The following is a 24769-nucleotide window of genomic DNA, read 5'->3' as shown; positions in this document are numbered from 1 at the left end:
GAGGCGCTGGTGTGGCGCTCAATTGATAGGCAGAGGTTTATCAAGTGAGCCAGGTGGCGAGTCTGTTATGAATCGCTACCTCATCGTTTGCGGCCATCGAGTAGGAGTTGACGTAGTAGTGCAGTAGCTTTTGAGTGCGCTCTTGATCGAAAACAAAGGGGCCACTGAGGCAGGCTTTGAGTTCGTCGACCGTGCGCGGATAAGCGGCTACGGCGTATGAGTAATCGCACTCACCCGTGACAATCACCGGGCGCCCGTGAAGCAGAGCCTCGAGCCCAACCCCCGAGTTGACTGTAAATACGGCCTTGGCGCCTGCGATCAGGTCGTGCACCGAGGCGTCAGACAGTTCAATCGAACCAGCGGCACAGAGCGATTCCAGGGTCTTCTGCACCGACATGCTATTGCAGTAGGGGTGGCGTTTGACGCGCACTTTGGTCGAGCTGCCTGCGTAATGCTCAGCAACTGCGCGGACCAGTTCGACACCGGTGATTTGCGCCAGTGCTGCTACGGTGTCTGTCGGTATTTGCAGGGCGACGAAGACGTAATCGTCTTCATAGTTAATGCGCTCTGCTTTTTGTGAATACTTTGAGACGTTGTTGTGGATGTAGGTATCACGCAGCTCGCTTTCGTTCTCGGCCAAGGCATCGGTCGAGAAATGCACGCTGGCACGTTCAATCGGTTCATGGATAGTGGCAAGCGACGAATAGCCGGCAAAACCCTGATGGTCCATGCTGCAGCGACCAGCAAGGGGGACTTCCTGGATATGCAGGTGATCAGCGCTCAAGGGTGCATTAGTGTGATAACTGACAACTCGGGCGCCGGGAATGCGCGGATCGCAATTGCGCCAGTTCCACTGATGTCGAGGTACCAGGGTCAGGTCATTACGATCCATGAGGTAGCTGTAGACGTTTGACAGGAACTCGCGAACCGTAGCATAGCTCGGCTTTTCTTCATTTGGCGCAGCAAAAAAAACTGTCGGAATGAAGACTTCCACGGTTTTGGACAAGTCGATGTTGTTTAGGTCGATGTCGACGATTGCACCGTTGCGCAACCCGCAAAGATGGGATGAAATTTCGTTGGCTGTGGCGGTCTCGACCAAGGCTCGGGCCTTGCCCAGGTTACGAACGACAGTCTCCAGCCACAACTGATTTTCTTCCGATACCGGTTGGGTGCCCGACCGATTGCGCTGGATAACCTGGTGCGCCTCGTTCAGCCAGCGGCATTTGACGGCCACTTTGACCTGCTCATCCGGGTTGATGCCTTTCTTGCCTTTTTCCGCTGCGATCAACTCTCGTGCCTGATTGCGAGCCAATTGAGTTTGTTCGTGCAGATCGGGGAAAAATGGTGTTGCACGGTTGATCATTGGCATGAATTTCATGAGTGCTTCCCGAGGGAAGTTCAGAATGTTCAGCAAGGTGTTGCGGGCATCGTCGTATAAGAAATTGTCAATTTCGAAGGATAGTCGTTTGACTGAGCCGTACGCCGGGTAGCAAGCCTGAGCAGCGCAGAGATAGGAGTAAGCCCGAGCCACTTGTGCATCGTCGCGGAGCATATCGCTGATCCGCATCAGCAGTTTGCGTTCGGACGGGAAATCAACCTGCGCTGCAAGCAGTACATCAAGGGCTGCTTGCTGGTCGCGGACCATCTGGTAAGCCTTGGACAGCATCAGGCGATAATTGAGGCGAGCCGCAACCTCTTCAGGGAATTCATTGATGGCATCAATCAGCTTTTGATGCTGGTTCAGCTGATTATATGCGCGTGCAAGGATGTTGAAGTTCGTCAGGTTGCTTGGGTCTGCCTTGATCGCTTGCTGAGCTTGTTCAACTATGATGCTCAGCCATGACGAATCGTCGCCCGCCATCAGGAAAAACTGTTCGAGTTCGCTGCTGGATACCAATGATGCTGGTTTGGGCGGTGTTTTTTTTGGTTTTTGTTTCGCCGACCTGGTTGGCCGATAGAGTGCCAGCATGTCGTAAATCTGGCTGCACGAGGGGCCCTGCTGCAATGTTTCGATAGCCTCGTCTTCTGCGCCACGCGCAGCAAGAATGCGTGCCTTCTCGAGATAACCAAACGAATTGGAGGGATATCTTTCTATCGCGTAACTGGCGTAGCGAAGCGCTGAGGCCTCGTTATTGTGGGCATTGGCTGCCACAACCGCTTGGCGAATCTGGCTCAGTGACACATTCGACCGTAGCAGTTTGTCGGTAAAGGCCAGGCTTGCGCGATGTGCGCCAATCTTTGAAAGCAGGAAAATCGCTTTGACAGTGATGTGCCGCTGAATGGATTGCATTATTTGTTCACGCTCTGCTTTTTCTTGGCAATCGCCAACTGGCGCTTGGTCTTGTAAAACTCCTTCAATTCCTTGCGTACGTAGGATTGAGGCTGGCTAGGCGTGAATTCGCCTTTCCAGAGTTTTACCAGTGCTTCACGGGCCAGGCTTAGCGAGTCAGTGGTATCGGTAAACAAAGAGCTGCGCAGGGGCTCATACAGGTCGACGTACTTCTGTGGGTTATCAGCTAGCTTTGCAATGCCATCGGCCAATGCCTCCGGCTTATTGATTGTCAGGCCAAGCTCACTGCGTCGAGAGTATTCCAGGCTGTACTCGTCAATTTTCTTGCCGCCCATCTGCTCAGCCAGGTCGGCGTCCAGCAGTGCAATTGGCTTTTTGCAGTACATGGCATCAAAAATCGCGCCGCTGTAATCCGAGATGACAACGTCAGCGATTGAGAGCAGTTCCAGCAAGTCGTCATTGGCGCCGAAATGACAGATTGCCCCCATGTCCATCTTGTCTTTGCGGGCACTTTCCAGCAGTTCAGTGTTGTGATGCATCTTCATCAGAACGTTGAAGTTTTCTGCCAGGTCGTAAATTGCCGTCACGTATTGATCGACGCTGGAAAGATCGCCCCAGGTTGGCAAATACAAAACCGTTTTCCGATTTGGATTCAGTTTTTCGGCGTGCTTGGCTTTCGCGGCAGCGTGGAATGACTCGCGGTGCCAGTCATCGTAGCGAGGGTTGCCAACGGAGGCTGTCGGGCTGAAGTAATCGATCCGCTCCGAAGCGTAAGGACCATAAGTCAGGCACAGATCGGCAAATGCTCGCCATGGGCCGTAGTTGTGTGGCTCCTTGGCATAGCCGTACTGAATCATGGCAATCTTCGATTTCTCGAATGCTTCTATGCGTGAGAACGGGGTCTGGCAGACGATGATGTCGAAGACGCCATCGAGGTTTGCCATTTGCGCGCGATCCCACACCATGATGGGCGTGTGGGGGTTGCTCAGGACTTCATCGCTGAATTCAGAGATGAAGTCTTGGCGCTTTTCAATCACGAAGCAGGCGCCCGGGAAGGTACTGGCCAGCTTTTGTATGTGCAGGAACTGAAAAGGGTTCCAGCCGACAAAACCTATCCTGGGGGAGTTACCCATACTTTTTGATCTCTGCAATCAGTTGGGTGGTGGAAATGCCTTCGGTGCGAGGAAGGTAGATCACTTCGCAGAGGGACTTGAATTCGTCGAAACGGCCTTCCCAGTCATTACCCATGACCAGAGCGTGAGCGCCGAACTCCTGGATATATTGCCCTTTGAGCTCAAGCGATTCTTCGATGAAGACTTCGTCCACGCAGGCCAGCGAGGCGATGATGTCCCGGCGTTCAGCTTCCGGGTAGACCGGGTTGCGTTGCTTCTTGGAAAAATTCAGCGCATCGGACGAGATCCCTACTACCAACCGGTCACCCTGGGCGCGGGCACGTTGCAGGATCTTAACGTGGCCGATGTGGAGTACGTCGAATGTGCCGAAGGTGATTACAGTTCTCATAAATATCCCTATCGAAAAGCGCTTACGCTGCATGGAGGTTTGAATGTGTTTTTCGGGCAGCTTCGAGCGCTCATGTGCGACACGCTCTGTGTCCGGAAATATCGGGTTGTGTATGGCTCTGCCGCCGTTGACTCAGAAAAGCCCACTCACTTGGGGTGGGCTTTTCTGGTGAGCCTGCGTCTATATCAGATCAAGCGATGTTGTCACGAGCGCGAGCCGTGCCGAGCTTGAAGCTGAATTTCTTCTTGAAAATTTTGCCTTTGAATTGCTCGCCGTCCACCGTGAACGTCAGTCGGTACCAGCCACGCTTGGCGTCGAACGAGGTGCTATGAATAGGGTAGATGCCGGGTGTCACGACCGGCGAAATGTCGCCAGGACCAGGTTCGTGGGAAATCACTTCGATCGAAGTGAAGCGATCGAGGGCATTCATATCGGCATGCGCAGTTGGCGTTGAGAACCACACGATACCGGAGCTGGTGCCGCTTGCAGCATTGGTAACTGTACCGGACAGGTCCGTGCGGTTTTTCAGGCCCATATGCAGTTTTATGGCACTGATTTTGTCAAGCGCTTCACTGACGTCCGTGAAGTCGACATCCACCATATCCTGTGGATTAAGCTCCCACCATTGGCTGGCCAACAGCCTTTCGATGGTCGGCTCGTCAAATCGGTAGCGGATGATTTGCGCAGGAATGCCGCCGACGATGGCGTAGGGAGGCACATCTTTGGTGACTACGGCGCCACCAGCAATAACAGCGCCCGTGCCGACTGTTGCACCCTGGCAAACCATTGCTCCGGCACCGATCCAGACGTCGTGGCCAATTACGGCCGGATTGGCAGTCGGGCCTTTCACGCGTGCGTGGGTTTGATAGCCTTCGACATCAGTAAAATGATTGGTGTTGTACTGGAAGGGGTGGCAGCTCAGGTAGTCTGTCGGGTGGTTGATTGGGCTGATTTCTGCATTGCGTGCGATGGAGCAGTAGTTGCCGATTACCGCTCCTCGGCCGACATAGCCGTCACGACCGAGGTATGTGTACTTGCCAATTTGAGCCTTGGCGTTAACAGTCACAGCGCCATACAGCTTGACAGGCCCCATCAAAACCGCATCTTTGGAAACGCTTGCCAGTTTTGATATCAATTTGTCTTCCAAGATTGCTGCGCTCCATGGTGTCGTTGTGCCATCATTCGGGCATTTGTGATGCTCGCATCGTGGCTTGAAATGCCACTTATGCATTTTTTACATGAGGTAATAATTAAACTGCCAATTCTATCGGCGCGTAAAAAGTGTGTCAAGAGCTTACTGTCTGTGACGTGAGTTTCGAGAAGTTGTGCTCCATAATTATGCATGGCGTTTTTATATGTATAAGTTTGGTGCGATATGTTGTCTCTCTGTTCAGCATGTGTCTCAGTTCGATTTATTGCGGTTTAAGGAGGATGGAGGGATGTACGGTACTTGCAGGCTATAGCGGCACTGTGCTCCCGCTGGGAGTTTGGTGCTGCTGGGTGCGTGTCGCTCCACTAATGTGTACGGTCGTGCAAGGTGCTCATTTGAAGTTGCTCATCCGACCGTGGTGTTCGGAATTGGTTCTGTTTGCGGAGCTATTTTTGATTCGATTTGGCTGTGGGAAAGCTTGGAGGAGGCGGCGGTTGGCGGCCTTCGGTCATCGCTGGGTTGATGCTCGCTCAGGTATACGTAGTGCTGATGGTTTAGAGGTTCCTAATTATCTCTTACGAGATCCAGATAATTTGGAAAAAGTACGCGATAAATTCTCCGGAAGGTGTTTGTAGTGAAGCAGGTTATATCGGTTTTATACGAGTTGGCAGAGCAGGGTGGTGGGGTAACAAGGGTTTCATTGGCCCGAACTGCTGCGCTTGCAGTGGAAGGCTGTATCGCCAGTGTTGCGGTGCTTTCCTATGACGAGCGTCTCGAGCATACAATTCAGAATCTTGTCGTGCAGGGGCGAATTCGCGAAGATTTGAGGGTTTTGAGTTTTTATCACTGGTTTGCTCACAAGGCTTCTTGTGCGATAGCGGGCGCAGAAGAGCACGAACAGTCGACCGCGGAACACCTCGGTGTCTTTATCAAGAAGCAAATTGATCGTGTGAACGGTGCTGGATTTAGTGTCAATCGGTATCTGACCAGGTCTAAATATGTGTTTATCGAGGAATTCATTAGCGATGAAAATGGCGTTGAAATGGTGGTTTTGTATCAGCCAGGGGGGCGTCCGCTAAAGTTTAATTCTTTAGATTCGGTGCACGCCTACTGGTTGAAATGCCTGTCGGTTAAAAGTTTGCCGAGTTTTCTTTTGGCTGATTCGATAGGGGCTGCAGATGCGATATGCAGGGTTGAGGGGCAGGGGATCTATCGCGTTTTGATGATGCATAGTAACCATCTGGCAAAACCGCACACGGTCGGGGCCGCGATTGCACCAAAATATGCTGGCGTTATTCGGGGTATCGAGCATTGCGATCGGTTAGTTCTGTTGACTCAGGGGCAGCTTCAGGACGTGCGTGAGCAGTTTCCGTCCGGACGTTATTCGGTCATTGGAAATCTAGTGACGATTGGTGCTTCAGGGGTGGAGATTAAGCGGGATCCAAATCTGGCGGTCGTGGTGTCGCGTCTTCACGGTGTGAAGCGGATAAAAACTATAATAAAGTCATTTGCAAAAGTTATCGCCAGAAATCCTCTTGCTCGATTGGAAATTTGGGGTGCGGGAGAGCAGGAGCAAAGTATTAAGGAATTTATTGACAGTCTCGATGTGCAAGACTCAGTAAAGCTAATGGGTTTTGCGACAGATGTTTCTCAAGTGTTCATGCGTGCGAGTGTCAGTTTAGGGATGTCGGCGTCTGAGGGGTTCGGAATTAGTTTTGCTGAGTCGTTGGGGTATGGTGTGCCGTTGGTCTCAACGAAAACCAACTATGGTCCGCAAGAAATTGTTACCAATGGTGTTGATGGATTTGTCGTTGAAAACGAAGAAGAGTTTATCGATAAAGTCGAGTTGCTTCTTGGGGATGCTCAGTTGGTTGAGTCAATGGCACTTAAGGGGCGTGAAAGTGCTTTAAGGTTTACTGCAGGTCCGATAACCGCGCTTTGGTTGTCGTTATTCAGTGAGTTAATGGCTCGCCCTACTGGCCGCTCAGTAGGGTTGGCGCCAGAGGGGAATGTTATTGAAAATATGGTCTCAAGTAAGGTGGGGTGGATTTACCTGCCGCGCGTGAATGATGATGCGACAATCAATTCTTATCGATCAGCGAAGAAAGTCCATGTTTTGAGTGTTGTTAGTGAGAGAGCATTTGTGGGAGAGACAGTTGATTTGTTGGTCGGTGCATACGAGGTCGACGAAATGGTTTTTGATCAAGTCAAGAGTCGGTACAGATTTCGGCTGATGAAAGATGGTGTGTCGTTCCGAGCGCCAATTGCGAGTAGAGTTTTGAAATTTGTTCTGTTTTAGCTGCTGATTTTTCATTCGTGTGACCAGGAATATCTTGTTGGTCTGCCTTGTCAAGGTGGCCGCAGCGGTGCATGGGTGCCGCTGACATTTTTCCGTCACAAGGGTTGCGTAGAACTGATGCTGCAAAGGATTTGGGGTGATTGCTGGCGGCGCTCCGAATCCGGCGCTACTTGTTGGCGCACGACTCTTGCTGTGGGGGGGATGTTCATGGTGGTTACGGTTTTGAACGCTTTTGGAGGGCTGGTGCTTGTGGTGGCAGTGGTCATGCTCGCATCGTTTCTGGGGTGGATGGCTCACTGGCGCAAAGAGGAGGACATTGAATATTGAGTTGTGTCAGGCGCTGCTCCCTTAACCCTTGCGTGTTTTCCCTTCCCTCAAAAAAGCAAACCTCTCGATCTAAACTCTTGAGTAATATGGCATTGTTGCTGCGAGATCAACTCTTCAGCATCCTTGCTCAAGTGCTGATTAATTAAGCGTTGACACAGTGACTGCATTTTTTTCACTTCGCCATCTGGCAGATCCTGTATTTGATGTGTCTTTTTTATTGCGCTGCTCTGAACCTCAGTTTCATTGCGAGGTCTGTTTGGTAGTTGGTAAACGAAATTGGGGTGAGGTGGTAGTGATGAAATTTAATATAAAGTTCTCGGCAGTTTCGATTGCGTTAGCTTGTGCATTTTCCGTTGTTCCGCAGTTTGCTTTTGCTGTCGATGATGGAGCCTGCATTCTTCCCAGGATCGACAGCAAAAATGGCGTTGTCGAGTTAAATCCTGCCTGTACCTACTTTCAGAGTGTCACGATAGCTGAAAGCAATACGCATCTAAATTGCAGGGGGGCAACAATCGATGGGCAGGGTGAGCGTGGGGTCGGGGTTCTGATAGGGGGCAGGAAAAAACAGATTCAGAATGTGACCGTTGAAAACTGTCGAATCCAAAATTTTAAAAATCGTGGAATTAGTATTACATCGGGCATTCGTATCAAGGACTTTTCGAGTGATCGTGCGGCCAACTACGCGGTTGCGCCAAACAATGTAGTTGTTAACAATGTCACGGTGCTTGGGAGTGGGCGAGGTGGTGTTTACTTTGATAGTTACGTGACTGACTCCGTATTAAGTAATTCTCGGGTCGAGGGGTCGGGGAAAGTTGGTGTTTATCTTGAGCAGGCTACTCAGCGGATCAAGATTGTCAATAATGTCATTCAGGGCAATGGTACAGATGGGCGGCGTGAGGGCATGGCTATCGATTCCTCTGCGCATAATACAGTTACGGGCAATAAGTTCCTTGGCAATGCCGGCGGCGGAATACTAATTTATAAAAACTGTGGCGAAAATTTTGCATCGGGTAAGTCAGCGCTGAGATGGCAGTCAAGCGATTTCAATGTGATCAAGGATAATACTTTTGAGAGCGAGCCTGTCGGCGTTTGGATTGCATCGCGGCAGAGTAAGGATTTGAGTAAGTGGGGTTGTGGCGATCCTGCTGTTGATCAGGCGGGTCGATATTATGAAGATCACGCCAACAATAATACTGTTGAGGCTAATAGTTTTTGTGGTACGAAGACCGCCATCCGTGTTGAGGGGAACAATAATACGATTGCGGGGAATCGAATTGGAGGCTCTGTCCAGCATGATATTCTTGAGCCCTACAAGAGCGCTAATAAGCCGGATGGTAGTAGGACTCAAGGGAATAAAATTGAGTCTAATTCGACAGAAGAGTGTGCTCGATAAGACCGTCTATTAATGCTCTGTGTAGTGAGTTGGTGCGGAAATCGCTTCTCGTCGCCGCCAGTTGTTTACTCTGGCGGTAGGTGGCTGCGTTCGGAGTCGATGAGTGGAAAGGTGACGAGTTCCGTCCTTTGCGTGACTCGTCGCGTTTTTTTCGGTTAATTTGATTTCGCCCTCCGTTTTGTTGATTTTGTGCTGAATCTAGTCTATTTTTCCGTTGCCATTTTTGTCTAATAATAGGTTTGTTGGTATGCACGATTTTTCCACGATGGAAGGCAAGCATTTTAAGATTGTTGAATGTGCTGATTCCAAACGGCTTATGGTCTTTTTGGCGGGTACCGATAAAACCGATGGTAAATTCGATTTTTGGCATGTGGGCAATGCGCAGTCCTCTCACTTGCTATTTTTGAACAATGGTCGGAATGAGTGGTATCAGCGTGGTATTCCTGGTTTTGGCGATACCCACGAAGGAACCGTCGAAAAACTGAAAGCGCTCGTGCGTTATTTGAATGTTGATGAAGTGTTTTTTGTCGGCGTCAGTATGGGGGGCTACGGAGCGGTGCTTTACGGGGCTGCCCTTGATGCAAAAGTTCTTGCTTTTGGCTACGATACCAAGCTGAAAATTGACGGTAGTCGCAGCCACAAACGGATGCCTAAAGATATTCCAGAGGCTTTCCCCGATCTTCGCCCGCTGATTGAGGCGTCAAAGGTTGAAGTTTTACAGATTGCAGGTGAGTGCGATTCGCTCGATTTGTTGGCGGCCGCGCACGTGTATGATCTGAGTAATGTAAATACCATGACATTGACTGGTGTCGGCCATGGCGGCGCTCCCTTTATCAAGGAGTTCTATGGTTTGTCTGAGTTTATTAGTACCTGGGCTAATGGTGAGCCTCTGCCCGACATCGTCGAAGCTGGTGGGAGTGTCAATAATTCGAAGCTGGTAGGTGCTCTGTATAAAACATTTCTGGCGTTTCGTGACAGGGATTGGGCGGGTGTTAAGGTTGCTGCCGCTGAAGCAATTGAGTTGGACCCGCGACACGAGTATTCCAACTATATGTTGGGCACTGCGTTGTTAGAAGAAAAAAGCTATGCAGAGTCTCTTGCGCCACTGCTGATTTCGGTAGGCTCCGCACCGCATTATCTTGGGGCGCGTTATCGTCTCGGTCGTGCCTTGATGCTGAATAAGCGTCATGCGTATGCGAAAGTTCACTTTGCGATGTATTTAAAATCCAATCCGAAAGCTCATATCGTTTTGATGATGCTCTCTGATATCTATATGCTGGAAGGGAATAAAGCGTTGGCAGCAAAGTACCTTGCCGAGTCATTGGAGTGTGGGGGAGATGCGGAGAAGCTTGCCAAGCGTATGGCTAAATTAGCGGCTTGAATGACTATTTTGGTGAGCTGAAGTTTTTAATTAAGGGGTAGCGATAGCTACCCCTTTTAGTTGGTGCGTTACTGAATGCCAGCCGCGCGCCCCAGAAGCATTGTTTGAACAATCGGGCTAATAACCTTTTGCCACTCATATACGGCGGCATTGGTTACATAGATCGTGTCGTCCGGCTTGATCATGATCTGTCGAGCATAAAAAATTGCTGTGGGATCACGCATATCCAGGCGCATCACAGTTGGCTTGGCGCTGCCGTCAGTTGCCATGCGAAACACGAACACACCTTCCGGATTTGCACTATTTTCTTTCAGGCCGCCAACGCTGCTCAGCGCATCCAGCAGGCTAGTGTATTGCGCAGGCATATCTTTCAGGCCAGGCTCTGCAACGGCGCCCATGGCGACGAAGCGCTGACGAGCACGATCCAGGACAATTTCCGAATTAGGGCGCAGCACCATGTTGTTGCCGGCCAGCACATCTTCATAATTGAATTGCTGAACCTGACTGCCGGTACGCACGGTGACGTTGACCAAATGCGGCTCCATGACTGGACCGCCGGCCTGGTTGATGGCATCCAGGAGGGTCAGTGGACCTTGCAGGGTGCTGAAACGTCCTGGAGATTTGACTGCGCCGGCAACCAGTACCGAGCCTGACAAGTCGCCGACCAATTCAACATGAGTTTGAACGTCAGTCGTCACGCCTTTCAGTTGCTTGCGGATCATGTTCTCGACTTCGTTGAGCGTCATGCCGGCAACGAACTGTCGACCGACGTATGGCAGGGAGATCATGCCTTGGTCGTCGATGCGGGTTTTGAGCTGGGTGCCGCCGCTGGAAAGTGGCGCGAATAACGCTGAGCCTTCCGGTGCGTTATCGGTGATCAGTACATTGAGGATGTCACCGGCCATCAAGCGCGCAGAAGGGGCAATGGGCTTGGCAATGCTCGATTGAATCGGCCGCGCAGCGCCACGCATAAACGGCGCGATCGTGTTGGCATTGATCTCGACAAGGTTATAAGGCGCATTCTTGTTTTCGATATCGCCCTTGTACGGGCCGGCGCCCGACAAGGTGCCACCGCAGCCAGCCAAGCCCAAGGTTACGAGGGTCAATGCGGCCAGTTTCAAGTTGAACTTGTGAGAGACAACAAGGGATTTAATCACGATGATCCTCGATCGAAGCCAGGATGAAGCGGGTGATGCCGTACAGCATCAGAAGGCCAAGCAAAATGGTCGCCAGGTTGTACAGGCGCTCAGGGTATAGAGCCAGCTGCGGCGTATTCGGACTCACAACAGTGACCAGCGTGCGAATTTTCTTGCTGGCCTCGATACGGGCATTATCCAAGGCTGCCACAGCAGTTTTGTAGCTCTCTTCTGCAATGCCCGCATCCAGCGTCAGTTGCTGGAAGCGTGACGCAACCACGTTGAGTTGAGAGCCGTCAGGCGAAGACACCAGCAGGCGTTTTTCCTTGGCCAGTTGCTGGGTGATTGCGTTGACTTTTTGCTTCTGCTGTTTCACTTGTGGCGAGTCAGCGCGCAGCTTGAATAGCATCTCAGTGAGAATCGCTTGCTCTTTGGTGTATTGGCCTTCCAGGTCGGCAATAATGGTCGCGCGGCTTTGTGCGGTGTTGGCACCGTCCAGCACTTTATTGTCGTTCTGGAAGTCGAGCAGTTCGGTTTTGCGTTCGGCGTAGTTAGTGCGTGCGGTGAGCAGTTCGCCTTTGGCGAAGTTCATTTGCTCACGTGCAATGCTGTGGCTAACTTCGTTGACGAAGTGTTCGCTGGCCTCAAGGATGTTGCGCAGCATCTGCTCCGACAGTTCAGGTGTAAAAGCCTGAACTTCGACCCGCAGCAAGCCGGTGGTTTCGTCGTAGTGAGCCGAGACCATGCGTTGGTAGTACTTGAGCAGGTCTTCGCGATCAGCGTCTTTGTTCAGCCAGAAGAAAATGTCTTTACGCTGGGCTGCGTATTGCTCAATCCAGTGCAGTCGCTCTTCAAGCAGTAGCATCATGTCCATCGACACGATGTATTCGCGCAAGTAGAGAGTTTCTTCCCGGGAGGCTGGATTGGTGCCGGTCAGCAGGGTTGCAAGGCCTGGCACGGAGGCAGCCTGATTGCCGCCGTCCTGGCGAACAACCACTTGGGCGGAACTGACATAGCGGTCAACCGCGAATAGGCCATAGTAGACGGCCGCCAGGGCCAGCGGCAGGACCACCAGGCCAATTGCCAGGCGCCAGCCCTTGAGTTTACCCGTACTGCTCATATGTGATGCATCCTTGAAGTGGAACGGTGCTGCGATATAGGGGAAGCTGGAGTCAGCTGTTATAGGCCTTGATGCCTTCGGCGACGTCTTCGTAAATCTGGATGCCACCGTCACGAACCAACAAAACGATGTCGCAGGTTTTCTCAACCTCGGACATGGAGTGGGTGACTAGCACCACTTTTGACGTTTGCAGTTTTTCGCGGAACACCTCGGCACATTTGCGTTTGAATTGGGCATCACCAACCGACATGACTTCGTCGATCAGGTAGTAGTCGAAGTCAAACGCCATGCTCAGTCCAAAGGCCACCCGAGAGCGCATGCCGGAGGAGTAGGTCTTGATGGGCTCGTCGATCCAGTCGCCGATTTCTGCGAATTCCTGGACATAGCGCACTTTCTCGCGCATCGCCTCACCTTCGGCGCCGTAGATGCGGCAGACAAATTTGATATTGTCGCGACCGGTCATGCTGCCCTGGAAACCTCCCGACAAACCCACCGGCCAGGAAATACTCTGGTCGGTGACGATTGAGCCTGAGTCAGGAATGTCAGCGCCGCCCAGCAGTCGCATTAATGTCGACTTGCCTGCACCGTTACGGCCGATCAGGCCGATGTTCTTCCCCGGCGGAATTGACAGTGACAGGTTGCGGAACACATACCGTCGCCCCTTCGGGGTCAGATAGGATTTGGTAACGTTCTTAATTTCGAACACGTTGGCCTGTACTCATCCGTTCTTCGTGGAAATCAGGTGCAACCGGCGGGCGCGGTAGCTACCCAGGGCGATGAACAGCAAAACTACCGTGAACTCGATTACGTACTCGACCGATATGCCATCGACCGGTGTGTAGTGAGGCAAAACTTCCGCGCGAATCAGTTCGACGATGTGCAGGAATGGATTGAGCAAGAGTAGCGGCATCATGGCTGTCGGCAGGTAAGAGGCAGGTACCAAAATGCCGGAGATGAAATACAGCGGGAAAAAGGCCATGCGGATGATCACTTTGAGGCTCGGTAGCGCATGGGTGACCAATGCCAGCACCATGCCCAATCCAAATGAAAACAACAGACCCAGGGTCAGCGTGGCGACCCATTGCAAGGGGCTGTGCACCGACATGTCGAAACCGTACCAGGCAAAGCCGAACACCAGGATCGCGTAGACCGTGGCACTGATGCAGGTTTCCACCAGCACACGAGCTATATAGGTGTCCAATGGATTGATCTGTTTATAAGCGAACAGTGAGCGGTTTTCCCGAAGGCTATCCATCAGGCGAAGGGCGGTGTTGCGATAAAGCAGAAAGGGCGCCATCCCCACAAGGACGAATACCGGGTACTCGACGCCGGAAACGGTACGACCACGAATCAGCGAGAAGAGAACGGTAAAGATCAAAAGATGGCAGACCGGCTCGATCAGTGTCCACACCGCTCCCATGCGCCGTTGACCGAAGCGTGCACGGGCTTCGCGCAGGACCAAGGCAAAGATGACCGATTTTTGGATCTGGAAGGAGGAGCGAGGCTTCAAGATGTATTCCGCACAACGAAGCGGCGCGTCAGAGCGCACCGGTGAATTCATTTCAGGGAATGCCCGAGTCCCGCACGCTGAACTAGTGCTTCGGGCGGCTTCCGTGCTCAAGGGGCGGGAGATTAATCGCCGGGAGGTATTAGCGTCAAGTGAGAATCCTTTGCTCTTTCGCACTGTTGAATCTGATAATGCCTACACATGCACCCTACAACCGGATCAAATATGAAGGCCGCTAAATATTCACACATCGCATAAATGACAGGCTCACCTTTAAGGGTTTTAAGTGTCAAAATGCCACTATCTTGGCGTGCGTCTCGCAGCTGGTTTCATTTCTATGATGTTTGATAGAAAGCGAGTCTTGGTCAGCGCTCATAATCGTTGGAGTGACTTATTAGTCGCCTGAGTTGCAGAAATCACTCTTCGATGCCTTTGTATGTCCTCTGGTAGATAAATGAAAACATTTCCGCTCCTGGCTCTCATCGGTGCCCTAGCCGCCGCCACGCTGCTCCTCAACAAATCCCCCGATAACAACACCAAACAGCAACCCCAACCCACCGCCGGTCAATTCGACTACTACCTCCTGGCCCTCTCCTGGTCCCCCACTTTCTGCCTGACTCGCCCGGAAAACGCCCAATGCTCAGGCAAAGGCTACGGGTTTGTGCTGCACGGTCTGTGGCCGCAGTACGCCAAAGGCGGCTGGCCGCAGTCGTGTGATGGGCAGGCGAAGTTGTCGCAGGCTGAGCGGGCGCGGGGGATGGAGGTGTTTGTGACGCCGGCGTTGCTCAAGCATGAGTGGGCCAAGCATGGGACGTGCAGTGGGTTGGGTGCGATGGGGTACTTGGCGGCGGCGGACAGGGCGTTGGCGGCGGTGAAGATTCCTGAGCAACTGCAGCCTTTGAGCAAGAACGTGTACTACTCGGCACAGGACATCGCGCAGATGTTTCGTCGCAGCAATCCGGGGATTCCCGGTGATGGCCTGGCGGTGATTTGCCGTGGGCCGGAGTTGTCGGAGGTGCGGGTGTGCATGGGTAAGGATCTGTCGTTTCAGGCGTGCGGCAAGGGTGTGAAAAACCAATGCCGCTCCGGGGATATTCGGGTGCCGCCGGTGCGCTGATGGGTCAATACGTCTGCGGCGGGGCGACGGGGAGGCCGAGGGCGATCAGGTCGGTGCGCAGTTGGTGCGCTGTGGTGAATTGCAGGGCGTTGAAGTCTTCTCGTCGAGCGCCTGTGATGTTGGGGGCGTGATCATCGATGAATACGGCATGGTGACCTTCGAACTGGTAGCGCGACTTCAGTAGTTGAAAAATTTCCGGCGCCGGCTTGATGATGCCTTCTTGGCCCGAGACCAGGATGCCTTCGAATTTCTGCAAGAAGGCGAAGCGTTCGAGGGCGATGGGGAAGGTTTCGGCGGACCAATTGGTCAGGGCCAGCAGGCGAACGCCGTTGTCGTGAAGCTCCTCAAGGATCAGTACGGTTTCTTCGAGGGCGCCGCCGAGCATTTCTTCCCAGCGTTCGCGGTAGGCGCGTATCAATGCCTCTTGGTGCGGATGGCGGGCGATGGCTTCGTCTGTTGCTTCCTGCCAGGGGCGGCCGGCGTCCTGCTGTTCGTTCCAGTCGGTGCTGCAGACCTCGGACAGAAAAGTCTCCATGTCCTGTTCGTTGTCAAATAGCTTGTGGTACAGGTTTCGCGGGTTCCAGCGAATCAGTACGTTGCCGAGGTCGAAAACCACGGTGTCGATAGTAGGGTTCATGATGTTCCTCCTTGAAATGCGTGCTGAGCTTGCAGCCTAGCAGAGTGCCGGGAGGTGGTTTGCCCCCGGTGAGGGCTCTAGGCTAAGCTTCGCGCGCCAAGGAGTTCTGGCGCCTGCTCACGCGTAACCGTTCAAGGATGATGTTGTTGCCAGCCCCCATTCACGACCCTTATTACACCCTCGGTGGCCCATTGAAGCGCTTGCCTCTGCGTAAGGCAGCGGTGGCGTTCATTGCTGCGGTGTGTCTGTGTCTCTGCGGGTTGCTCTATCTGCAGCTCAAGCAATCCCGTGATCATGACCTGGCGCTGGCGCAAGTCAGTTCGGCCAATCTGACCCGAGCCATGGCGCAGCAGGCGCAGGATACATTCAGGGCGGCCGACCTGGTGGTCAGCAGTCTGGTCGACTGGATTCAGGACGAGGGATACGAGGCGGCGCGCAATCCGCGTCTGCAGCAGACGTTCGCGCGTCGGGCACAGGCGCTCGAGCAGTTGCATGGGTTGTTTCTGGTCGATCGCGAAGGGCGTTGGGTGGTGAGTTCCTTTGGCGACTTGACCCGGCCAGTGACCTTCGATGATCGTGAGTACTTCAAATTCCATCAGCGCAATGCTTCCCGGGAAGTGCATATCGGCCCGGCCATTCGCAGCCGGCAGAACGGCGAGTGGATCATTCCGCTGTCGCGCCGGATCAATGGTCCCCAGGGGGAATTCCAGGGGGTGTTGATGGCCGGCATTCGCCTGGCTTACTTCGACCGCTTCTTCAAAAGCTTCAGCATCGATGACCAGGCGCTGATGTTTCTGGCATTGGCGGACGGTACGTTGCTGGCGCGACGTCCCAGTGATCAGCAGATGATCGGAAAGTCGCTGGCGCAGGGTCCGATTTTTCGCACTTATCTGCCTCAGGCGCGCTCAGGCAGCGCGATGATTCGTACGCCGTCGGACGGCAGCGTTCGCTTGTATGGCTACCAGCAGTTACAGGCTTACCCTTTGGTCGTGGCCGCGGCCATTCCCGAAGAGGTGATGTTGCGTGGCTGGTGGGCCAACGCGGTGCAGTCCAGTGTCATCGTCGCGCTGGTGGTGTTGGGCATCAGTCTGTTCGGCTGGGTGTTCGTGTTGCAGGTGCGTAACAGCGAGCGTATAGAAGCGGATCTGCGTGCGGCCCAGGAGCGCCTGGAAGTCATTGCCACCCATGACAGCCTGACCGGGCTGGGTAATCGTCGGCTGTTCCAGCGTGTGCTGGAGACGGAATTTGCCCGTAGCCAGCGTCAGCAACGTCGCTTGAGCCTGATTCTGCTGGATATCGATTACTTCAAGCCGTTCAACGATACCTATGGGCATTTGGCTGGCGATCAGTGCCTGGTGCAGGTCGCCCACTTGGTGAAGAGTTGCTGTCAACGCAAGACTGACCTGGTGGTGCGTTACGGCGGGGAAGAATTCGCCGTGTTGTTGGCGGACGCTGACATCGATGCCGCCTACACGCTTGCCGAACAGATTCGTCAGCGCATCAGGGCCGCCGCCATTCCCCATCGTGCGGCGCCCTCGGGACAGTTGACGGCCAGCCTGGGCTGTTATGCGTTTGTGCCAACTCTCGAGGACCGTGTTGAGTTGTTGATCGAGCGGGCGGATGCGGCCTTGTATCAAGCCAAGCACTTGGGCAGGAATCGCACGCAGGTCATGTCCGAGGGCGGCACGTTAAAAGACGACGCCGGGGTTAAAGTCCAGGGGTAAGGTTGGAGATCTGGCCGGCTGTCTTGCGTGCTGGCTGAGATCACCAACTCGACTAAAGTTCAACTGCTTGCGCAGTAACTGGTCAACTCCTCTCTTACATTTCGGACGATCAAGCAAATGTTGATACCTAAAGCATTTAAAGCCTCAGCGTTGATGGTTGCGGCTGTATCGTTGTCGCCGCTGACCAGTTACGCCGATTCGCCTCTGACTGCGCAGGAAGCTCATGCCATTGGTGTCGATGCCTATGTTTACTTTTATCCACTGTTGACCATGGATGTCACGCGCAAACAATTCACTAACATCGAACCTGGCAAAGAGTTTGGCAAAGGGCCGATGAATATGTTCGTCAGTGTTCCGGAGTATCCGCCGGCCAACTTCAGGGGGGTGGTGCGTTCCAACTTTGACACGTTGTATTCGATTGCCTGGCTTGACTTGAGCAAAGAGCCGCTGGTGGTGTCCGCCCCGCAAACCAATGGACGTTTTTACCTGTTGCCGATGCTCGACATGTGGACGGATGTCTTCGCTTCACCTGGCTGGCGCACTACGGGAACGGATGCCGGGCAGTTCCTGGTGACGCCGCCTGGCTGGCAGGGCAGTGTGCCCGCCGGCACTACCCAGTTGCCGGCGCCGACCCCTTATGTGTGGGTGATCGGCCGGACCAAGACCGACGGTGCGGCGGATTATCCGGCGGTGCACAAGATTCAGGCGGGATATACCGTAACTCCGCTGTCGCAGCTGGGTAAGCCGCCGACCCCGGTCAGCATCAAGGTCGACCCCGGTGTCGACATGAAAACTCCGCCTAAAATCCAGGTCGATTCAATGTCGGCGGCTAATTACTTTGCCTATGCGGCTGAGTTGCTCAAGCTGCATCCGCCCCACAGCACCGATCAGCCGATCATCGCGCAGATGAAACGCATCGGCATCGAGCCCGGCAAATCGTTCAAGCTCGAAGCACTCGACCCGGCGATACAGCAGGCGTTGCAGACCGCGCCCGCCGAAGCCCGGGCCTTGATGACGTGGAAGGTGCAGACCCTGGCGCGGGTGGTCAATGGCTGGTCGATGAACACCGATACCATGGGGGTCTATGGCAACTACTACCTCAAGCGCGCAATGGTCGCGCAACTAGGACTGGGGGCTAACCTGCCGGAAGATGCGATCTATCCGCTTAACCTCGGTGATGACAAAGGCCAGCCACTGGATGGCGCCAATCAATATGTGCTGCATTTCGACAAGGATTCGGTGCCGCCGGTCAATGCGTTCTGGTCGATCACCCTGTACGACGCGGAAGGCTTTCAGGTAGGCAATGAGCTCAACCGGTTTGCGGTCAGCAGCTGGATGCCGTTCAAGACCAATGCCGATGGTTCGCTGGATCTGTACTTCCAGCACCAGAATCCGGGCAAGGAGCGCGAGGCCAATTGGCTGCCGGCACCCGCCGGGGCGTTCAACCTGACCATGCGCCTGTATGGACCCAAGCCCGAAGCCTTGAATGGCAAATGGAATCCGCCGGCGGTGAGGCGCAGTTAATCAGGGGGCAGGGCCGCATTGCACCGGTTGCAGCTTGTGTTGTAGCCGCTCGCGCACCTGCGGCCACTCTTCATCGATGATGCTGAATCGCACCGAGTTGCGTTTGCGGCCGTCAGGCATGATCCGTTCGTTGCGCACGATGCCTTCCTGTTGCGCGCCGAGCCGGAGAATCGCCGTACGGGACTTGAGGTTGATTTCGTCAGTGGTGAACTGCACACGAACGCAGCCGAGCTGTTCGAAGGGTGTCCATGATCGGTCAAGTGCTCGTCGTTGCCAGTAGGCCGCATTACAGGCAGCGGGCGATGGACTTGGCAAGTGTTGCCGCGAGGCAATGGGAGAAATCTATTATCGGCCAGGGACGGCGATGCTCTATAACCTTGTGAATCATGCACAAGGAATCGCTCATGTTCGCCTCGCCCCTCAACGACCTCGATCTTTACCTGCAACGCCTGGGCTATAACGGTGCACCCGCGCCCACTCTTGAGACATTGCAGCAACTGCAACTGCGCCATACCAGCACGTTCGTCTTCGAAAATCTGTCGCCATTGGCCGGTGTGCCGGTGCGGTTGGACTTGGAATCCATTCAGCAAAAACTCCTGCATGAAGGGCGAGGTGGTTACTGCTATGAGCTCAACTATCTCTATATGACCCTGCTGCAACATCTGGGCTTCGAGGTGCGCGGCATTACCGGGCGGGTGGTGATGAACGCCCCCGAAGGCGCCTGGGTCGCGCGCACCCATCGCTTGACCCTGCTCACCCTGGATGGGGTGCGCTACATCACCGATGTCGGCTTTGGCGGCATGGTGCCCACTGCACCGTTGCGGCTCGACACCGAGGCGGTGCAGGCCACGCCCCATGAGCCTTACCGTATTACCCGCGAGGGTGACAGCTACACCTTGCACGCCCTGGTGGGTGATGCCTGGTGGGCCATGTATGTGTTCGACCTGCAGCGCCAGGGCGATATCGACTACGAGATCGGCAACTGGTACGTCTCGACCCACCCCGAGTCCCCGTTCCTGCAGCGCCTGATGGTGGCGCGGACCGAGGGGCAGACGCGGCGCACCTTGAACAATGGCAGCTTCGCCGTACATCGCGTGGGGGCGCCGAGTGAGCGGCGGGAGATCACCGATCCTGGCGAGTTGGTCAGGATTTTGCATTGTGAGTTCGGCCTGCAGGTGCCCGAGCTTCCGGCTCTGGAGACGAGGTTGACGGAATTACTTGCCGCCACCCTGTAGGAGCGAGCCTGCTCGCGAAAAACGTCAACGATGACGCGAGCATCCTGAATGCACGCGGCATCCTCAGGTTTTTCGCGAGCAGGCTCGCTCCTACAGGGATATCGACATCCGGAAGGGTGTGTTTCGGGACAAAAGCTGATCAATTGATCAGCTTTTTTTCGACGGGCGGTCATGGCCGCAAGTCCCGTCCCAGAGGGCTCTGCAGGGGTGAATATGAACGAGTGTCCATTATGTGACTGGCAAGTTGTATACAACTCTATGGACATTTGTCTTGTGTGTTGAATACAGTGTGCGCATAACAAAAACCCAGGGAACCCCCCACGATGAAAACGCCCTCTGTTTCACACCAACGGCCCGAGGATGAAAACCTCGGGATCGGCGCGAATATGGCTTACGGCCTGCAGCACGTCCTGACCATGTATGGCGGTATCGTTGCGGTACCACTGATCATCGGCCAGGCGGCCGGGCTTTCTCCGGCGGACATTGGTCTGCTGATCGCGGCATCGTTGTTTGCAGGGGGGCTGGCAACACTGCTGCAAACCCTGGGTTTACCGTTTTTTGGCTGTCAGCTGCCGCTGGTGCAGGGTGTTTCGTTCTCCGGTGTGGCAACCATGGTGGCGATTGTCAGCAGCGGCGGTGAGGGCGGCTTCCAGTCGATCCTCGGCGCGGTGATTGCAGCCTCGTTAATTGGCTTGTTGATCACTCCGGTGTTCTCGCGGATCACCAAGTTCTTTCCACCGCTGGTGACCGGTATCGTCATCACCACCATTGGCCTGACGCTGATGCCGGTGGCGGCACGCTGGGCCATGGGTGGCAACAGTCATGCCGAAGACTTCGGCAGCATGGCCAACATCGGCCTGGCCGCCGTGACCCTGGTACTGGTGCTGCTGCTGAGCAAAATCGGCAGTGCGACAATCTCCCGGCTCTCGATCCTCCTGGCCATGGTCATTGGCACGCTGATCGCCGTGTTCCTCGGCATGGCAGACTTCTCCAGCGTCAGTGAGGGGCCGATGTTCGGCTTCCCGACGCCGTTCCACTTCGGCATGCCGACCTTTCACTTCGCCGCCATCCTGTCGATGTGCATCGTGGTCATGGTGACCCTGGTCGAGACCTCCGCGGACATCCTCGCGGTCGGTGAGATCATCGACACCAAGGTCGACTCCAAGCGCCTGGGCAATGGTCTGCGCGCCGACATGCTGTCGAGCATGATCGCGCCGATCTTTGGCTCCTTCACCCAGAGCGCCTTCGCCCAGAACGTTGGCCTGGTAGCGGTGACGGGGATCAAGAGTCGTTACGTCGTGGCGACAGGGGGGCTGTTCCTGGTGATTCTCGGCCTGCTGCCCTTCATGGGTCGAGTGATTGCTGCAGTGCCGACCTCGGTACTGGGTGGTGCTGGCATCGTGCTGTTCGGCACTGTGGCGGCAAGTGGTATTCGTACCTTGTCGAAAGTCGACTACCGCAATAACGTCAACCTGATCATCGTTGCCACTTCGATCGGCTTCGGCATGATCCCGATCGCGGCGCCGAACTTCTACGATCACTTTCCAAGCTGGTTCGCGACCATTTTCCACTCGGGCATCAGCTCGTCGGCGATCATGGCCATCGTGCTTAACCTGACCTTCAACCACCTGACCGCCGGCAACTCGGACCAGCAGTCAGTATTTGCCGCCGGCACCGAACGCACCTTGCGCTTCCAGGACCTGGCGGCGCTGCGTGAGGGTGATTACTTCAGCGATGGCAAGTTGCATGACTGCGACGGCAAAGAAGTGCCAGTGGTGGTGGAGGATGATCATGGCCATGGCGCGCCGGAGCATCGACCGGTGCAGATAAAGAGTAGCGAGCACGTCTGATCGCAGTTACTGGCGAAGCAAAGGGGCCGACCTGTTGAGTAAACAGGTCGGCCTTTTTTGTTGTAGCTGGATTGATATGTTGTGGGTTTGTACGACGTACATTAAGTGTTGGGTGCTTCCTACGGTATAAGCTGAATAGTGCGACGTTGCGGTTTTCTAGGATGGGTTACTATCGTTGCTCGAATTTTAATAATCGAAAGGTTGTTGATGTGTTTTTTTGAGTTACTGGGTTGTTAATGAATGGAAGTCAAAGTCATGGAAGATGTGGGCGGTTTTAATGGGGCTAATCACTCCTATGCGGGTGAACAAGCGCTAAAGGTGAGTGGAGGCGTTGAAGGGCGACGGTTGATCGTGACGTCGGATCAGCTTTTGCAAATAAAACTTTATGTGCAGAAGGGTAAGTCTCTTTCGACGGAACGTGAGGGGATCGAAGTTGAACTGGGTGGGGTTATTGATCACCCGGATTTTCATTGGAAGGAGGTTCAGGAGCTGCACACAAAGATCAAGGCCCATGCTGGAAAGTGGCTGCCTATTGAAAGCAAGTTGCTTATGGTTGGAGGTGGTTTAGGGGCGTTTGCAAAAACCCAGGGCACATTTGCCGCAGACCTTGTGCAGCAAATCGAAGCCATGCCGATCAGTGAGCGGGTCAAGAACTACGGTCCTATCGCAGTGGATGAAACGCCCTTCATACCGTTTGACCAGCTTGATCGGGCTGTGTATGAAGAACTCGGAGGGATGTTTCAGGACCTGAAGGAGAGTGTCAATCTGAGTCGCGCGCCTACGGTCGAATTGAAAGAAGCCATCGAGCTTTTTCACCGGGAACTGAGCGAACAGTTAGTGCCGTCGGTCAAGCTGAAAATAAACAAGCTTAATACCATCGACTTTGCGGTGGACCTGATCCGCTTTCGCGAATCACTTGCAGAGATCGAGCGTGATATTGCTCAAGCCGAAAAAGAAGTCAGAACGCTGGCGATCCCCAGTTTGCTGAAGGGTTTGAATCCCGTTGCTGTTCTGCTGGACTTTATCCTGGTCGGACCGGAGGAGGCGCTCATTGGGCGGGGCGGGGTCGAGGCGATTGAGAAGTTGCGAACCTTCGAGAAAAAGCGGCGCAGTCTTATCGCGATGATTGATGGCCAGGAAAAGTTACCCGGTTTAATACTGTCTCACAGTAACTCGTTGGACAATATTTACGGTTTCATGCGAGCGGCATCCGCAGCCGCTGAAGCCTTGGTGATGGTATGGGATTCGGTATTGGCAGAAATAGAAAAGTCTGCGAGCGAGCTTTCGCTGATCAAGGAGGGCGTGAGCTTGATACGTTTCAAGCAAAGTTTTATCCGCGGCATTGAGCCGTGGGAGAGCGTCAAAGAGCTGGCCGAGTCTCTGTTGCACTCTCTAAACAAGGCCATCGAAGACTTCAATAAACAGCAGTTCGCAAGTTAACCGAGGGAAGGTGTATGAACGAGATAGACAGGATGTCCACTCAAGAGCAGCGCCAGCCGGATTATGCGCTGATGAAGCAAAGCAAATACTCAATCAACATGGCCGTTTCGGAGATTTCCCTGGGGTTTGCCGAGTATCTGCAGGCCAGGCTTGGGCGCCTCAACGCAGCGCTCAATGGCGCGCATTCAAGTATTTTGCAATCGACGGTCGCCATGATGCCGCTGTTGAGAAATGCCAATTTTTTAAGCTTGAACGCTGAACTCGATCGGCTGGAGAGCGCTCAGGAATTGGATGAGCAGGCGCGGCAGCGGGCCAAGGAAGAGTTGAGAGAGGACTACATCAGCAGTGTCAATGCCGACATGCGGCGTGTCCGGACTTTTTGGCTTGGCATGACTACGGCGATCAATCAAGTCGACGACATTGAGGTATTGCCCACGGACGAGGCGGGCAGCGCGGGCTCGATCAACCTGGAAAAAGGCATTCGATTGGCTCTGCAGGATCTGGACGCGCGACTGCTCGAATTGGATGAGCAGCGCAAGGACATTGACGAGTGCATCAGGGTGATCGACGACAAGAACCTGTTCGATTACCTGTTGCCCTGGATCGCGAGTGATGAAGAGTTGGATGGGCTTGATTTAAGCGCCCCGCAAGTTGAAATGGTGAAGCGTGGGGTACGCCTGTTCAGGAAATTGGTCGAGCATGCGTCGCAATACATCCGCTACGTCGACATGGTGAAGCTCAGGAATGACCTGCGGGTCAAGCGCCAGCACTACCAGGATCAAAAAGACCAGTTGACCCGGTTGTTGACGGACTCGATCAAGCAGGCGCAAGCCTTGAGTCGGGTCACTCGGTTTGATGCGGTACGGCTCGATTACGTGCGGGAGGCCCACTTGCTGGCTAGGCAAATCGGTGGTTTTGTCACCGCGTTTGATCTGCCGCCGCACACCCCTCTTGAGAGTTTGAGTGCGATTACAGCGCAAGGCGTCGCCTTGCACAAAACCCTTGAGCCTATCGCTTCGGCGTGGCGTATCTAGTCAGCCTGCCCGCCGGGCTTTCTCTCATCGGCCACAAAAAAGCCCCTGATCTTTCGATTCAGGGGCTTTTTGATTTTGCTGTCT

At 54.1% G+C, this 24769-nt stretch carries 19 protein-coding genes and 1 pseudogene; 10 read left to right on the top strand and 10 right to left on the bottom strand.

The genetic code is table 11. The annotated features are described in order from the left end of the window. Positions 1–40: 40 nt before the first annotated feature. The 4 genes from KW062_RS19740 to KW062_RS29320 all read right to left on the bottom strand — a co-directional run bounded on the left by KW062_RS19740 (position 41) and on the right by KW062_RS29320 (position 4958). Positions 41–2290: a capsular polysaccharide export protein, LipB/KpsS family gene (locus KW062_RS19740; protein ID WP_105755534.1), complete on the bottom strand. Its 2250-nt coding sequence runs from the start codon at positions 2288–2290 to the stop codon at positions 41–43. Further along, entirely contained in the window at positions 2290–3423 is a 1134-nt protein-coding gene (locus KW062_RS19735) for a CDP-glycerol glycerophosphotransferase family protein (protein ID WP_105755535.1), read from the bottom strand. The genes KW062_RS19740 and KW062_RS19735 overlap by 1 nt, the downstream gene beginning before the upstream one ends. Next, on the bottom strand, positions 3416–3811 hold the full coding sequence (locus KW062_RS19730; RefSeq protein ID WP_105755536.1) for a pantoate--beta-alanine ligase: 396 nt from the start codon (positions 3809–3811) through the stop codon (positions 3416–3418). Before KW062_RS19730 ends, KW062_RS19735 begins: the two co-directional genes overlap by 8 nt. A gap of 190 nt (positions 3812–4001) precedes the next feature. Beyond that, positions 4002–4958, bottom strand: a complete 957-nt coding sequence (locus KW062_RS29320) for a CatB-related O-acetyltransferase (protein WP_177433271.1) — start codon at positions 4956–4958, stop codon at positions 4002–4004. A gap of 637 nt (positions 4959–5595) precedes the next feature. On the opposite strand from KW062_RS29320, the gene KW062_RS19720 reads away from it, so the two are divergent. The 3 genes from KW062_RS19720 to KW062_RS19710 all read left to right on the top strand — a co-directional run bounded on the left by KW062_RS19720 (position 5596) and on the right by KW062_RS19710 (position 10361). Next, the gene (locus KW062_RS19720; protein WP_105755537.1) at positions 5596–7260 is read left to right on the top strand and encodes a glycosyltransferase; all 1665 of its coding nucleotides are present in this window, start codon (positions 5596–5598) and stop codon (positions 7258–7260) included. A 622-nt stretch (positions 7261–7882) separates the two neighbouring features. Beyond that, positions 7883–8980 (top strand): NosD domain-containing protein, encoded by a 1098-nt coding sequence (locus KW062_RS19715; protein ID WP_105755538.1) that lies wholly within the window; start codon positions 7883–7885, stop codon positions 8978–8980. Positions 8981–9227: 247 nt separating this feature from the next. Next, a complete protein-coding gene (locus tag KW062_RS19710) occupies positions 9228–10361 on the top strand; it encodes an alpha/beta fold hydrolase (RefSeq protein WP_105755539.1) in 1134 nt (377 codons plus the stop codon). 68 nt (positions 10362–10429) lie between these two features. Here KW062_RS19710 and KW062_RS19705 read toward each other — a convergent pair whose 3' ends face one another. Genes KW062_RS19705 through KW062_RS19690 form a run of 4 tightly spaced genes read right to left on the bottom strand, consistent with a single transcriptional unit; the run spans position 10430 to position 14178 of the window. Next, the gene (locus KW062_RS19705) at positions 10430–11518 is read right to left on the bottom strand and encodes a polysaccharide biosynthesis/export family protein (RefSeq protein WP_105755540.1); all 1089 of its coding nucleotides are present in this window, start codon (positions 11516–11518) and stop codon (positions 10430–10432) included. Then, positions 11511–12617, bottom strand: a complete 1107-nt coding sequence (locus KW062_RS19700; protein ID WP_105755541.1) for an ABC transporter permease — start codon at positions 12615–12617, stop codon at positions 11511–11513. Before KW062_RS19700 ends, KW062_RS19705 begins: the two co-directional genes overlap by 8 nt. 52 nt (positions 12618–12669) lie before the next feature. After that, entirely contained in the window at positions 12670–13323 is a 654-nt protein-coding gene (locus KW062_RS19695) for an ABC transporter ATP-binding protein (RefSeq protein WP_105755542.1), read from the bottom strand. A 12-nt stretch (positions 13324–13335) separates the two neighbouring features. Continuing rightward, positions 13336–14178: an ABC transporter permease gene (locus KW062_RS19690; protein ID WP_105755543.1), complete on the bottom strand. Its 843-nt coding sequence runs from the start codon at positions 14176–14178 to the stop codon at positions 13336–13338. Between the two features lie 400 nt (positions 14179–14578). Between KW062_RS19690 and KW062_RS19685 the strand changes: the two genes are divergently transcribed. Then, entirely contained in the window at positions 14579–15241 is a 663-nt protein-coding gene (locus KW062_RS19685; RefSeq protein WP_105755544.1) for a ribonuclease T2 family protein, read from the top strand. Positions 15242–15245: 4 nt separating this feature from the next. Here the strand turns inward: KW062_RS19685 and KW062_RS19680 are convergent, their stop codons facing one another. After that, entirely contained in the window at positions 15246–15878 is a 633-nt protein-coding gene (locus tag KW062_RS19680) for an HAD family hydrolase (RefSeq protein ID WP_105755545.1), read from the bottom strand. Between the two features lie 146 nt (positions 15879–16024). Between KW062_RS19680 and KW062_RS19675 the strand changes: the two genes are divergently transcribed. Further along, the gene (locus tag KW062_RS19675) at positions 16025–17602 is read left to right on the top strand and encodes a GGDEF domain-containing protein (RefSeq protein ID WP_105755554.1); all 1578 of its coding nucleotides are present in this window, start codon (positions 16025–16027) and stop codon (positions 17600–17602) included. A gap of 117 nt (positions 17603–17719) precedes the next feature. Then, positions 17720–19126, top strand: coding sequence for a DUF1254 domain-containing protein (locus tag KW062_RS19670; protein WP_105755546.1), 1407 nt, complete (start codon positions 17720–17722; stop codon positions 19124–19126). On the opposite strand, the pseudogene KW062_RS19665 reads toward KW062_RS19670, so the two are convergent. Further along, positions 19127–19366: pseudogene (locus KW062_RS19665) on the bottom strand (GNAT family N-acetyltransferase); the annotation flags it as partial. 164 nt (positions 19367–19530) lie between these two features. Between KW062_RS19665 and KW062_RS19660 the strand changes: the two are divergent. From KW062_RS19660 to KW062_RS19645, 4 genes are all read left to right on the top strand, one after another. Then, positions 19531–20361 (top strand): arylamine N-acetyltransferase family protein, encoded by an 831-nt coding sequence (locus KW062_RS19660; RefSeq protein ID WP_027615971.1) that lies wholly within the window; start codon positions 19531–19533, stop codon positions 20359–20361. Between the two features lie 323 nt (positions 20362–20684). Next, the gene (locus KW062_RS19655; RefSeq protein WP_105755547.1) at positions 20685–22211 is read left to right on the top strand and encodes a nucleobase:cation symporter-2 family protein; all 1527 of its coding nucleotides are present in this window, start codon (positions 20685–20687) and stop codon (positions 22209–22211) included. A 240-nt stretch (positions 22212–22451) separates the two neighbouring features. After that, positions 22452–23651 carry an alpha-xenorhabdolysin family binary toxin subunit A gene (locus KW062_RS19650; protein ID WP_146118241.1) on the top strand — a complete coding sequence of 400 codons (1200 nt, stop codon included), beginning with the start codon at positions 22452–22454 and terminating at the stop codon, positions 23649–23651. A gap of 14 nt (positions 23652–23665) precedes the next feature. Then, positions 23666–24685: an alpha-xenorhabdolysin family binary toxin subunit B gene (locus KW062_RS19645; RefSeq protein ID WP_027615974.1), complete on the top strand. Its 1020-nt coding sequence runs from the start codon at positions 23666–23668 to the stop codon at positions 24683–24685. Positions 24686–24769 lie beyond the last annotated feature (84 nt).

Source organism: Pseudomonas fluorescens (genome assembly GCF_019212185.1).
Classification (GTDB): domain Bacteria; phylum Pseudomonadota; class Gammaproteobacteria; order Pseudomonadales; family Pseudomonadaceae; genus Aquipseudomonas.
Note: the sequence above shows the minus strand (reverse complement) of the source record. Positions and strands in the feature narration are given on the sequence as shown.